Below are 12,498 nucleotides of genomic sequence, written 5' to 3' on the forward strand. Positions count from 1 at the left end.
TTTTCACCTTCAAAAGCAAACAGCCATCGACGCGTTAATAATGAATGGTAGTTAGCAATTGTTTTTGGTTTACATGTTGTGGCTAGTTTATGAATAAACCAATGCAGTAGTGCTTTGGGAGCAGTTGGTAGAGGTAGCTGCGCAATGTTTAATAATGCTTTTTCGAGTGCTTTTTCCGAACGTTTTTGTTTTGGCTCTGCTTTCTTTAATGCTGCTTTTAATCGATGAAACAGATTCGCTATTTGGACTTGAATGGTTACCGATAGAAGTTGGGCTGTTAGTAGATATACCATTGGCATCTATTTTGTTTGCATTTGGTTCAAATCTACCCTGAGCAACTAAAGTGGTATTGATTCTAGCTAGATTGCTCGATGGTAAAGAGTAGGATTTGGTTCGCCCAGATATATATTCAGAAAGTGCCTGATTAATGTTAACACCCTCAGTTCGCTCCACAATATAGGTCGCTACTCTGCTTAGTTTTTTTAATGAGTCAGGGAAATATTCTAGTTCCTTATCCATGCCCAATATAATTTGGTTATACAGGGCTAAGTGAGATGTAGGGGACTTCCAATTTAACTTGTCCAATGATTGCCACTGCTTGATCAGTCCTAGTGTGAAAGGGGATAAATAGCACTGGCTTTGCGTTGAACTATTCCCTTCCTCATCGTACACATTTGTATTAAACCCAGAGGCTTTATAGCTTAATGTGATTAAAGGTAAGCCACCCGCTTTAACGATGGTTAAAGGCGATGTAAGTCGTTTTGAGAAGGCAATAATCAGCGGGTAACTGCAATGGCCAGAATGGCACATGAAGGAAAGTAATAGTGCTTGAAAATGCTGTTCAATGGACCTTTTTGCTGGTGGTTGTTTAATAAAATCGTCATACCAGCCACGGTATTCCTGTTCAAATGCCCAAGCAGTGTGTAACCAGTTTATATTTTTAGTTTGTTTCTCTGGCTTAGCGGTAAATAAGTAAGCAGGGGCACTCACTTGCCAGTTATGTTTTTTGCGATAATTTTCAACGGTATTAACTGCGCGATTAAACGCTAATTTAAAGTCGCGAGATTCTCCAAATGTGTCACGTAGCCTTTCTTCCATTTTATCCCACTGTGGCAGAAACTCGGGTTGTTGAAGCGGACGCTCGACAGGTAGGAAATCATTCACGACTTTGCTTGCTCTTTCTAATACGCATCGTATCTCATCGTTTCTGTTTTTCCGTCTTGCCTTCGCGCCAATCTCATTAGACATACGCAACCTCCTTTACGCCGATTCTATTCAGTAAGTTCTCAATAAAGATTGATATCCCTCTTAAATCTTTAATGCCAATGCTACTGAATTGTGAGAAAGCCGTTTGGCTAATGCCTGTATGCCCCATCCAAGCATCCATTAGGTCAGGCGCTACTTTATGTTTATGTAAAAGTGTTCTCAATTGGTGGCGATGCCAATTAGGAGGGAGTGGAAAATAATCAAATTGTAAAATAATGGTGCTTGGTGTTGATTCATCAAATAGGTTATCAGGATCTTGAGTATTGCGATAAAAAAAGAGGTGTTCTCGACTATTTAATATTTTTTGATAACGCTTACTTAATTGAGGATCTATATTTTTAAAATAACGCGCAGCCTGTGACACAAACTCTAAGTATTGTTTAATTATTTTTAATGTAATAGGGGGGATAATAACAACGCGGCCAGATCCGATCGCTAATGAATCTTTATCTGAAATGTAATACTCACCTGAAAAAAGGTTTAAATCAGACTTTTTACCTAACCATCCCGTTACTGGTCGATAACCAGAAGATAGCCCTAAAACCATCTGCGAATATGATGTGATCAAATCATGGTGATCTTCTGTAAACCAATAGCTCTTGTTTGCTGCGCTTTTATTAAGACGTTCAATTAACTTATTCATTAAACTAGAAAGGATCTCATCAGATACATATAAAGCAGAGCCGATCTGTTTATTGTCGATCGCACCTTGCTTTTTGGTTTTTTTTTTCACGGAAATATAGGGGCGTGAAATTGAAATAGTTGGTGCTATGTTATAAATATAACGGACAAAATTATCAAAGGTATCGATCAGGTCTTCAATATTAATATGTGTATATGAAAGGGCTGGTAATTTTTGTACATCAGGATCAGATATTAGCTGTGTTAATACAGGATCAATGCCTACCTGTTTATGAAAATGGCTTAAAAACCCACTGATTTTATTTAACGTTAAATGTGTATGGTGTTGCTTATTAATTGTTGATAAAGCACCGGAAAGATCTTCTTTCGTTACTCTTCGTAAAAGCGTTGCATTTTTTAATGAAGAAGGAAAGGTAATATCAAAGTGTTGGCTGACATGGGGTAAATAAAGCGCGACTTCAGGGCGTTGTTTTTGAGATGGAATTACATGTTTTCTAGTGAGGGAGCTGTTCCCGTTTTTAATACTAAATTTGGTGTTAATAATTTGCGGTAGAGCATTCCCTAAAAATAGCATCAATATTAAGCAGTTAACGACTGGTTTTTGCTCTTCAGCTGCAGAGTAATAATGGGTTTCACAATAAGCTAATAATTGCTGTATCTCAAATTCAGTTGCTTGGTTTATGCTACAGGAAGCGGAAATTTTATTTTGGATGATATGGTCTGAAATAGCTTTTGCTTGTAACGCTTGAGCACCATAATGAGAGAGTGTGTGCTCAGAGGAAGCTTCCTTTATCGTTACAACAACAAACTCTTTAGTATTACCAATATTTTCTTCTTGTTGGTATTTCTCGGTCGCTTTTTTTTGGCTTGCAAGTACTTTAACCTCGATGTTATTTTCATCTTCCAATTCAGCATCTTCATAAATTGTTTCAACCATCGCGTGTTTACTCGTAAACTCTCGAGTACCACCGCTCTTTTCTATGCCTTGCTTACCTTCGGCGCAATTACTTAAGGGAGTATGATAGTGTGCTAATTGAGCATCGATTGCTTTAGTGAGCTTTTTCGATAAGTCACTGTTAGGTAAATCTTCTCGTGCAGTTTCAAAGTCACTAATTAGGCTTTGTAGATAGCGATTGCCGACTTTATTAAGCCTAGGCAAGTATGGAGTAAGGTTTTCTCTTTTCCCTTCTGCGTATAGCCTTATCTCATCGCAAGCTCTTTTAATTAAACCTTGAGTGCTTCCCATAAAAATCAATTTAATAGCGACAGAAAGCATCAATGCTTTGTATTGATCAAATTGCTCTAGGTTGTATGATTTTCTGATAGGCTCAGAAGCTAGCATTGCCGGTAAATAATACGTACCTAAATGATCTTTGCAGCGAATCAATAACGTTTTTTTTGTGCAGGGCGTACACTGTGAATATTCTCTTAGTTTTTCTTGTAGTAGGATATCTTCATCAAAACTTACCTTTAAAGTAGGAGAAAGAAGCTGAGTCAGTCGTTTTACTTCTTGTGAAATACAAGAGAGGGCATCTTTTTCGAATGAAGCAGGAAATAGCGTCATAAAGAATATTTCAATATTCTCTTTTTCAAATCTTGCTTTAACGTCATCTTCTGTCATTGATAATCCTCATTCATGTGATATCTTTTCAATTAGAAGTGCTAATATTGTTGAAAATCTAATTTAGGTGAAAAAATGATTAAGCGTAAAAAAGAAAATCTAGATTTATCGTGCCGTTGCTAGCTCTACTGCAATTGAAACGGGTGAGTCTATTCCTGAACTCGAGAAAAAGTTGAAAAATAAAGAAAGTAAATTTAATTGGCTGACTTTGGCGTAAGTACATCACCTATTAACCTTTCCATGTGTTGATAATCACCTGCAACACCCGCTTGAATCGCTTTAAAATAAAACGCTTTATGCTCGTCCCAAAGGTTGTAATTCAAAAGCGAAAAGCCTGCCTTATCTGCAATAACATCCAGTAATAATCGTGCAATCCTATCGTTACCTTCCCTAAAAGGATGGATCAAAATAAACTCTACATGCACCTTTGCTAAAAAATGAATAAGAGATTCTTCGCTTATATTAGGTAAGTCATCGAACTTATTGAGTAGTGATTTTTCAAAGTTATCTAAAAGACTAGGGATTTGTCTCGCAGCCGAAAAATCAAAGCTTCCTTTTCTCATATTTACAGACCTTGCGGTACCTGCCCATTCATAGATATTACCTAACCATTTTCGGTGCCATTCGCTAATGTCTGCGACCGTTAATGAACTTAATGCGGGGTTTGAGCCATCGAATAAATACTGATATAGCTGAACAAGCAGAAGACTTTCAGCTTCATTGATCTCGGCTTCAGAAATGATTCCTTATGAACGATTTATCGGTCTGATTGGTTAATTCGTTTAAATGTTAGGCTTTGCTTAAAAGTAGCTCTGCTCTCATTTCATTTAAAATATCATCTTTGTTAATTTTTTTATCTACTTCCTTTTCTTCTCTAATTGCAGTTCTCTGATTAGCAATCGTGCCACGACATATTGATGCTAGTTCTGCCAGTTTTGGCTCAGATAAATGACTTGAGCCATAAAGTGTTTTTATGAAATCTTTTGGCATTTTTTCGTTAGTTGTATTCATAAAATGGCCGAGTGATTTCATATCAATTGATGAGTGAATTTTTTCCGCGACACCAGACCAAGCCATTTCAGAAATGTCATTTTTAGATAATTCAGGTGAATAAATGAGTATGTTGATGGAAGAAAAATTAGTTTTTGTTAAGTCAAAAGCTGCATGTTCGAAACCTGAAATTATTTGAATAGAGCTGTGATTTTCAATTGCATGTAGGGTCATCGACTTAGTAAAAAACTCAGTCGATGAGGTGGGGAGCTTTTCAATGTTGAATAATTTTTCCATGGAAATAAAAAATTCAAATGCAGTTTTTGCTCTTTCATGAATATCAAAAGTTAGATTTTTCTTCTTGTTTGCACCTAGAATTTTGACCATATAGCACCGCTTAAATTGCCATTTCAGTATAAATACTATACAATCTATTGTGACCAAAAACAAAGAAAGTGCCGTAATAATAGGTGTTTTGTGATGTTAAACGGTGTTAATTATTTTTTTAAATTTATATTTAACTATATGTTTTAAATGAAGTTGTTGTTTTAATAGGCATTTTCAGATTAAAAACAAAAACTAGGGGGTAAGCCTTCCAAGCTGATGATGCGGGTTCGATTCCCGCTGCCCGCTCCAAGTTTTATCTTCATAAAATCAACCTCTTACGGTTGATTTTTTTGTTTCTGGCATCCAGTAAAAATAAATTTGTGGCAGATTTGTGGCCAACTTGTGGCACACACTGCTTATTACATTTTTATTGTTAGTTTTCCACGGTATTGTCAACTTAACAACCTCCAAGCCAATTGTGCGATAATCTGTTGATGCATAATTCTAATATCTACGCAGGTTATCGTTATCCTGCACAAATAATCAGCCATGCTGTTTGGCTTTATCATCGATTTACGCTGAGCTTTCGTGATATTGAATAATTACTAGCAGCGAGAGGTATCATCGTCAGTTATGAAACGATTCGGCAGTGGTGTAAAAAATACGGCAATATCTACTGTAACCAGATCAAAAAGAACCGTTGATCAAGATGGTGACGAGATAGATCTTTGGGTTCAGAAACGAAAGAATATGGCGGCTGCGATGCGCTTCTTTAAACGATTATTAAAAGGGCAGGGATGTACGCCGTTAAAGATTGTGACGGATAAATTAGCAAGTTATTCTGCTGCAAAAAAGAATTAATACCAAGCGTAGAGCACTCAACTGTTCAGTATGCAAATAATGGTTGCGAGCTCTCTCATCAGCCCACTCGGCAACAAGAAAGACAGATGCGACGCTTCAAATCACAGGGTCAAGCTCAACTGTTTTTAAGTTGTCATGGTGTGGTCAATAACCTGTTTCGTTTTGGTCGTCATTTAATGCAAGCAAAACATTATCGAGCATTCCGAGAGCGCTCCTTTTCAGAATGGATGCAGGTGAGTTGTGTCCAAAAATCAGATTAAAGCTAATTTTAGAGTCTTTAATCGTCCTGTTCATATAAGTTGACAATACCGTCATAAAGAATATTTTAATATTCTCTTTTTCAAATCTTGCTTTAACGTCATCTTCTGTCATTGATAATCCTAACTCAAGTGGTTCGCTGTAACTTCTTATACAGTCATGTTTACAGAGGTAATTACTTGTGCTGATATATTGATTAAACGTGCCACTTTGACACTTTTGTTTGTAAGAAGTCTGTAATTGTAATATACTTTTGATGTGCCACTTTAACACAACCTGGAGATTATTATGGCTACTGCACTACCTCGTATTACTGCTCGTGTAGACGTTGATACGCAAGAGCTACTTTCACAAGCTGCAGCTATTGCTGGCATGTCTAGCATTAACTCATTTGTACTTAGTGCTGCTTTAGAAAAAGCAAACACAATTATGGAACGTGAAAGATCCCTTAAATTAAGTCAGAAAGATACAACGGCATTAATGAATGCCTTAGATAAACCTGCAAAATCAAATGATAAACTACAACAAGCAGCCTTACGCTACATGGACAAAAAACAATAATGAACACTGTCCAATTAGAAAAAGCTAAGCACGATCGGAATCGCTTTGATTGTGGTATAACTGCACTAAACAATTACCTAAAAATAATGGCAAGTCAACAAGCTAAAAAAGACAATACTCGTACTTTTGTACTTGAGGATGAACGCTGTCCTGAACATATTATTGGTTATTATACATTAACGATGACGCCTATTGATGCTGATGGCTTGCCAGCAAAATTACAAAAGAAACATTACAATGTTACGTCTGGTGGCTTAATCGCTAGATTAGCTGTTGACCAAAGATACAAGGGTAAAGGTTTTGGAGAGTGGCTTTTAATTGATGCGCTTAGAAAATTATTAGCAGCCAGTGAAACGGTCGCATTTCCAGTTGTGATTGTTGATGCGAAAGATGGTGCGGGGCATTTCTATGAAAAATATGGCTTCACGCCCTTTAAAGATGCAAATAATAAACTGTTTATAACAATTGCTGATATAAGAGTCAGTATCTAGCTTGGTTAGCGGTAATTAAACCGTAATGCCAATTAGTTAGCCTTGTTACTATACCTTCAGTCTGAAATACTATGTTGTTGAAAATTTAATTTGGGTAAAAATGACAAAGCGTAAAAAAGAAAATACCGATTTAAAAAATCAAATTTATCGTACCGTTGCTAGATTCTACAGCAATTGAAACTGGTGAATCGATTTGTGAACTAGAGAAGAAATTGAAAAATAACGATAGTAAATTTAACTGGCTAACTTTGGCGTAAGTACATATCTATTATCGGTTTCACCTGTTGATAATTGCACTCAGTTCTGAATATTATCAAAGCAATTCCAGCCTCATCTCACTTAAAATATCATCTTTGCTAATGCTTTCATTAGCTTCATTCTCTCCTCTAATTGCAGTTCTCTGGTTAGCAATAGTACCACGACATATCGATGCTAATTCTGCTAATTTAGGCTCAGACAAATGGCCTGATCCATAAAGTATTTTCATGAGAATCTGTTGGTATATTTTTATTGCTTTGATTCATAAAATGGCCGAGTGATTTCATGTCAATTGACGAGTGAATTTTTTCAATGACCCCAGACTAAGCCATTTCTGTAATGTCAGATTCAGATAATTCAGGTGAATAGATGAGGGTGTTAATAGAAGAAAAATCAGCTTTTGTTAAATCGAAAGCGATGTGTTCGAAGCCTGAAATTATTTGAATAGATTTGTTATTTTCGATTGCATGTAGGGTCATCGACTTAGCAAAAAAATCAACAGATGAGGTCGGGAGCTTTTCAATGTTGAATAATTTTTCAACTGAAATACAAAATTCAAATGCAATTTTTGCACTTTCATGAATCTCAAAAGTTAGATTTTTCTTCTTGTTTGCACTCAAAATTTTGACCATATAACACCACTCAAATTGCCATTTTAGTATAAATACTATACGATTGGTTGTGGCCAAAAACAAAGAAAATGCCGTGATAATAGGTGTTTTGTGATCTTAAATGGTGTTAAATATTTTTAGTTAAACTGTCTTTAATTGCATGTTTTAAAAGAAGTTATTATTTTAGTTGGTATTTTTAAGTTAAAAACAAAAACTAGGGGGTAAGCCTTCCAAGCTGATGAGGTGACCAAACGGTGACCATCTGCTGCCCAAACTGATTTTTTAGTACTAGCTAGGTTAATAATCCCTTAGCGTCTTCAAACTGTTTCTTCAGACTCACCTTCTAAATCTTTCTTTGGAAGTTCGTAAAGATCGCCAACTTCAATTTTTAAATACTCACATAAAGTTTCAACAACATTTAATTCAACTCTTGTCTCTGTTTCATTAAATATTCTTCTGATGGTGCCCGGTGTGCACGACCATCCCCTAGTACAGCAGATTGATAACGAAATTGCACATCGCGAAGCGCGTTTATCTGAGTTGCAAGTACAAAAAATATCGCTGACTAAGGCGCTATTAAAGTCCACCTATGAAGTTGCTGATACTCTTTGTAGGAGGCTGCATATTCAAAAGAGGGAAAGGGTGTAGTGGTACATTGATTTTGGCGACTTAAGTAGAGGTGATATTATTCATCTGGCGATTAAAATGGGCAGAACAACGCACTCCAGCGGCTCACTAGGACTTTGAGGTTGCTAATTTTTGTATTAACCTTGTTAATTTAAGTTAACGTATCAAATTCAGTTACATTAATCTTATTAATTTAGGGTAATGTGTCAATTTTGGTTACATTAATTGATTAAATTTCTGTTAATGAGTAAAGTTATATACATTATCAATTAAAGTTAGTGACTAACTAATGGTGACAGCATGAAGCAAGATGAACTAACAATCCAAGCTTTCTTGGATAGAGAATGGGTTGATATTGCGAAACTTTCGTTTAGAAATACAAATGGTGTTCTATTTAAGGGGACACAGCTTGAGTATGATTTTGATCACACCATTCTGAATCCGAATAGTGATGATCACCGTGCGGTTTCTATTAATCACCCAGTGATAATGATGGAAAAGTACATTGATGCTAATGGCTTGCTTACATTTATAGATGACATTATACCTAGTGGATCAAGCCGTGACTTTTTGGTTCGTCATTTAGGTATTTTAGACCACTCGATTGATGCACAGCATTTTATACTTCTTAGCACTAGCACTAATGCCCCTATTGGTAACTTAAGGATCAAGGAGTCTTTATTGCATAACTCAGGTGGTGATGAAGAATCAGTTGGCCAGCATTTTACTATTGAGCATGTGATAGATAAGTCAGTTGATTTTTTAGAGTATGCTCAAGAAAGGGGGGCCGCCTGTGGTGGTGCCACTGGCGCTGGAGGTGCTGCACCTAAGTTGCTTGTGCGTTTAAACGATGCGAATCAGGTATGGATTGATAACCTTCAATTAAACAACTCTACAGATATTCATTACTTGGTAAAGTTCCCTAGAGGGAAAGCGAACATTGATAGCGATATTTTAAGGGCTGAATACCATTTCTACCATGAGCTACATGCCATGGGCTTTGATACTATCCCTATTGCAGATATGAGGCTTGAAGAAGGGGAAAACGTACCTTCTTTATGGCTACCTCGTTTTGATATAGAGATGGATAGTAACGGAGTGGCTAAACGCTATGGCATGGAGTCTCTTTACTCAATGCTTAAGCAGCGTTCTGGAGCTTACGTTGATCATAATCATGCTATTGATGATGTGATTCGTAAGATTAAAGGGAGTGACCTGCTTCTTCAGAATCCAGACTTTCATTTTGATGCTTCCGCGTTTGTGGCAGAGTGGGTAAAGCGGGACTTACTAAACATTGTGTTTGGCAATAGTGATAACCATGGGCGTAACACTTCTTTCTTGAGGGATGAAAATGGTATTAGGTTCGCACCTATATATGATTTTGCGCCTATGAAAGCTGATCCCGAGGGAATTACACGGGTAACGAAGTGGGCTTCTCCTATGGAAAAGGGGGGGGAATATGATTTTGGGGCTATCACTAAGTCTTTGGAGGTTTATGTTGAACCGGCAGAGTTAATGGCGGAATTACAAAATACTGCTAAAGATTTACTTACTCTTAAGGCTCGTCTTGCTGTTCGTGGAGTGCCACTAGCTATTTTAAATCATTCTAATATTGGCTTTGACTATATTGAAGATAAATTGAAAAGATGGGGGCTGTTATGAGAAGCAAACATACAATGATGTTGGTTAATCAAGTGACTGAAAGAGAGCAAGCTGTGAAAAAGTTGCCTAGTGATTCGGGCAAGCGGAACATAAAGGTGAGTTCGACTGGTAAGCAGGTGGAGATAGACACGAGTCGCGATTATGATCCCCTGCTTGCTCCTACCAAGCGTAGGGTGGCTAAAAAGGTCGTAGCAGGTAGAGTAACTCATAAGGATGTGCTTAAGCTCATCACTCGGGCAATTATGGGAAGCTTGTTGCTAGGAGAAATTACTTATGGTGATGCTTTAAGGCAGTTGCGTTTAGAGGTGCTTAATATGAAGCAACAAGATTATGCAAATATGGTAAGCGTATCTCGTAAGACGATTTCTGATATAGAGAATGGTAGCAAAATGCCAAGTGCAGATGTTATCAATAAGGTATTTAAGCCTTTTGGTCTTGAGCTTAGCTTGGTTCCTAAGAGTAAGAGTGTTTTGCGCGATATATTGAGTGGCGATGGTGATTCATTCTAACCAGAATGCAGGTGAAGTGTACTAGCTCAGACTTAATCTGACAGTTACCCGTTTTGTAATACTGCTTATATCTTCTCTAGTTGTGTTTTCAATAGCGTCATAACTCATCCCAAGGAAGTACTAATACTAATCCTCTAGCAGCATTTTCTTACTAATTCAGTCACTAGTGTTTACTGGTTTTAGCGTGTAAAGTTTGATTTACCTGTTAAGGCGTGTAATACTTTGTTTACTTGTTATAGCGTGTAAGGTGTAATATGAAAATATCCACAACAAAACAACTCAGTGCATATTTAAAGGATGTTCGTTTAGATAATGAATTATCTCAAGCAGATATCGCTAAAAAAGTAGGGATTCGCCAAGACACTGTTTCAAACTTTGAGTTAAGGTCTGGAACGACCAAGATGGATACCTTTTTTAAACTACTTTCTGCGCTTGAGTTAGATTTTGAAATTACACCTCGTAATGGCAAAAATAGCGATGATGAATCAGGCTGGAAAGAGGAGTGGTAATGGCTGTTTTAGATGTTTACCTCAATGGTTATCTTGTTGGTGAGTTTAAAAAGTCTAGTAACGGTGCTCACTCTTTTCGTTACTCAGCAGGTTGGTTAGCATTGAGTGGAAGCCGACCGGTTTCATTATCAATGCCGCTCGCTAAGTCTGAATATCGTGGCGATGTTGTGTATAACTACTTTGATAATTTATTGCCTGACAACTCAGAGGTCAGACAGCGTATTGTTGCGCGTTATCAAGCTGGCTCTTCTCTACCCTTTGATTTGTTATCCATGATCGGTAGAGACTGCATAGGTGCGCTGCAGCTATTACCAAAAGGGGAAGTCCCTTTAAACGTTAAAAATATAGAATATAGAGCGCTAGATCATGAAGAGTTAAATAAAATAATAATGGGATATCGTGCCGATATACCACTTGGTATGATTGCAGAGCTGCAAGATTTCCGCATATCCATTGCGGGAGCACAAGAAAAAACAGCGCTATTGAATATCGATCAAACTTGGTGCTTACCCTTAAATTCCACACCTACTTCTCACATTATCAAACTGCCTATTGGGCAGATTCAAAGTCACTCTTATTCACTAGATATGTCTGATAGCGTAGAGAACGAATTCTTATGTATGCAATTACTACAAGCTTACGGCTTATCTGCTGCTGGCTGTGAAATATTAACATTAGAGGAGATGAATGTACTTTCTGTTGAACGTTTTGATCGCCAATATTCAAGTGATAAAAAATGGTTAATGAGAAGGCCTCAAGAAGATTACTGCCAAGTATTTAATGTACCTTCAGCCTTGAAGTATGAAAACCAAGGTGGCCCTGGCATTGAGCAAATCATGAGTCATCTATTAGGCTCAAAGAATGCAGCAAAAGATAGATGCGACTTTATGAAGGCACAAGTGCTGTTTTGGCTGATGGGCGCTTCAGATGGTCACGCTAAAAACTTTTCAATTTACATATTACCAGATGGACAATTTCAATTAACACCGTTTTATGATGTGTTGTCTGTTTTCCCTGTCGTGAATAAAAAAGGGCTAAATATTCGTCAGGTAAAACTGGCGATGGGCTTGAAAGCGACGAAAGGTAAAAAGTATCATATTAATAAAATTTACCCTCGACATTTTATTGAAACAGCAAAGCAAGTTGGATTTGAAACGGTTAAAATGGAGGGAATACTCAGTGATATTAAAGCGAGTACAGAGCAAATAATTATTGAAACTCAAGCTAGCTTGCCAGTCAATTTTCCAAAAAAAATATCAGAAAGTATATTTTCAGGAATGTTAAAACAGCTTAAAAAATTATAAA

Annotated in this window: 15 protein-coding genes and 2 pseudogenes; 10 read left to right on the top strand and 7 right to left on the bottom strand. The window is 37.0% G+C overall.

Features of this window, described 5'->3' with window-relative positions; translation table 11 throughout:
* Positions 1-87: 87 nt before the first annotated feature.
* From AB1A03_RS02730 to AB1A03_RS02745, 4 genes are all read right to left on the bottom strand, one after another.
* Positions 88-1,248, bottom strand: a complete 1,161-nt coding sequence (locus AB1A03_RS02730) for a hypothetical protein (protein WP_354623041.1) — start codon at positions 1,246-1,248, stop codon at positions 88-90.
* Positions 1,241-3,529 (bottom strand): hypothetical protein, encoded by a 2,289-nt coding sequence (locus AB1A03_RS02735; protein ID WP_354623042.1) that lies wholly within the window; start codon positions 3,527-3,529, stop codon positions 1,241-1,243. Before AB1A03_RS02735 ends, AB1A03_RS02730 begins: the two co-directional genes overlap by 8 nt.
* 194 nt (positions 3,530-3,723) lie before the next feature.
* On the bottom strand, positions 3,724-4,272 hold the full coding sequence (locus AB1A03_RS02740; protein WP_354623466.1) for a Fic/DOC family protein: 549 nt from the start codon (positions 4,270-4,272) through the stop codon (positions 3,724-3,726).
* Positions 4,273-4,318: 46 nt separating this feature from the next.
* Positions 4,319-4,906, bottom strand: coding sequence for a hypothetical protein (locus AB1A03_RS02745; RefSeq protein ID WP_354623043.1), 588 nt, complete (start codon positions 4,904-4,906; stop codon positions 4,319-4,321).
* A 434-nt stretch (positions 4,907-5,340) separates the two neighbouring features.
* Between AB1A03_RS02745 and AB1A03_RS17290 the strand changes: the two are divergent.
* The 3 genes and pseudogenes from AB1A03_RS17290 to AB1A03_RS17300 form a co-directional block, all read left to right on the top strand.
* Positions 5,341-5,445, top strand: a pseudogene (locus AB1A03_RS17290) (IS6 family transposase); the annotation flags it as partial.
* Positions 5,446-5,479: 34 nt separating this feature from the next.
* Positions 5,480-5,707 carry a DDE-type integrase/transposase/recombinase gene (locus tag AB1A03_RS17295; RefSeq protein WP_502945907.1) on the top strand — a complete coding sequence of 76 codons (228 nt, stop codon included), beginning with the start codon at positions 5,480-5,482 and terminating at the stop codon, positions 5,705-5,707.
* A pseudogene (locus AB1A03_RS17300) lies at positions 5,707-5,808 on the top strand (IS6 family transposase); the annotation flags it as partial. The gene AB1A03_RS17295 and the pseudogene AB1A03_RS17300, both read left to right, overlap by 1 nt.
* 43 nt (positions 5,809-5,851) lie before the next feature.
* On the opposite strand, the gene AB1A03_RS02755 reads toward AB1A03_RS17300, so the two are convergent.
* Positions 5,852-6,079, bottom strand: a complete 228-nt coding sequence (locus AB1A03_RS02755) for a hypothetical protein (RefSeq protein ID WP_354623487.1) — start codon at positions 6,077-6,079, stop codon at positions 5,852-5,854.
* Positions 6,080-6,253: 174 nt separating this feature from the next.
* Here AB1A03_RS02755 and AB1A03_RS02760 point away from each other — a divergent pair, with 174 nt between their 5' ends.
* Both AB1A03_RS02760 and AB1A03_RS02765 read left to right on the top strand, forming a co-directional pair.
* A complete protein-coding gene (locus tag AB1A03_RS02760; RefSeq protein WP_354623044.1) occupies positions 6,254-6,526 on the top strand; it encodes a type II toxin-antitoxin system TacA family antitoxin in 273 nt (90 codons plus the stop codon).
* Positions 6,523-7,017, top strand: coding sequence for a GNAT family N-acetyltransferase (locus AB1A03_RS02765; RefSeq protein WP_354623467.1), 495 nt, complete (start codon positions 6,523-6,525; stop codon positions 7,015-7,017). Before AB1A03_RS02760 ends, AB1A03_RS02765 begins: the two co-directional genes overlap by 4 nt.
* Positions 7,018-7,598: 581 nt before the next feature.
* On the opposite strand, the gene AB1A03_RS02770 is transcribed toward AB1A03_RS02765, so the two are convergent.
* The gene (locus AB1A03_RS02770; protein ID WP_354623045.1) at positions 7,599-7,907 is read right to left on the bottom strand and encodes a hypothetical protein; all 309 of its coding nucleotides are present in this window, start codon (positions 7,905-7,907) and stop codon (positions 7,599-7,601) included.
* 296 nt (positions 7,908-8,203) lie between these two features.
* The gene (locus AB1A03_RS02775; RefSeq protein ID WP_354623468.1) at positions 8,204-8,443 is read right to left on the bottom strand and encodes a helix-turn-helix domain-containing protein; all 240 of its coding nucleotides are present in this window, start codon (positions 8,441-8,443) and stop codon (positions 8,204-8,206) included.
* Between AB1A03_RS02775 and AB1A03_RS02780 the strand changes: the two genes are divergently transcribed.
* From AB1A03_RS02780 to AB1A03_RS02800, 5 genes are all read left to right on the top strand, one after another.
* Positions 8,358-8,534: a hypothetical protein gene (locus tag AB1A03_RS02780; protein WP_354623488.1), complete on the top strand. Its 177-nt coding sequence runs from the start codon at positions 8,358-8,360 to the stop codon at positions 8,532-8,534. The two genes, AB1A03_RS02775 and AB1A03_RS02780, sit on opposite strands and share 86 nt — an antisense overlap.
* Positions 8,535-8,813: 279 nt before the next feature.
* A complete protein-coding gene (locus tag AB1A03_RS02785) occupies positions 8,814-10,175 on the top strand; it encodes a type II toxin-antitoxin system HipA family toxin (protein ID WP_354623046.1) in 1,362 nt (453 codons plus the stop codon).
* On the top strand, positions 10,172-10,684 hold the full coding sequence (locus tag AB1A03_RS02790; RefSeq protein ID WP_354623047.1) for a helix-turn-helix transcriptional regulator: 513 nt from the start codon (positions 10,172-10,174) through the stop codon (positions 10,682-10,684). Before AB1A03_RS02785 ends, AB1A03_RS02790 begins: the two co-directional genes overlap by 4 nt.
* A 254-nt stretch (positions 10,685-10,938) precedes the next feature.
* Positions 10,939-11,193 carry a helix-turn-helix domain-containing protein gene (locus tag AB1A03_RS02795; RefSeq protein WP_354623048.1) on the top strand — a complete coding sequence of 85 codons (255 nt, stop codon included), beginning with the start codon at positions 10,939-10,941 and terminating at the stop codon, positions 11,191-11,193.
* Positions 11,193-12,497 carry a type II toxin-antitoxin system HipA family toxin gene (locus AB1A03_RS02800; protein ID WP_354623049.1) on the top strand — a complete coding sequence of 435 codons (1,305 nt, stop codon included), beginning with the start codon at positions 11,193-11,195 and terminating at the stop codon, positions 12,495-12,497. The genes AB1A03_RS02795 and AB1A03_RS02800 overlap by 1 nt, the downstream gene beginning before the upstream one ends.
* The last annotated feature ends 1 nt before the right edge of the window (position 12,498 follow it).

Source organism: Psychromonas sp. MME2 (assembly GCF_040566515.1).
GTDB lineage: Bacteria > Pseudomonadota > Gammaproteobacteria > Enterobacterales > Psychromonadaceae > Psychromonas.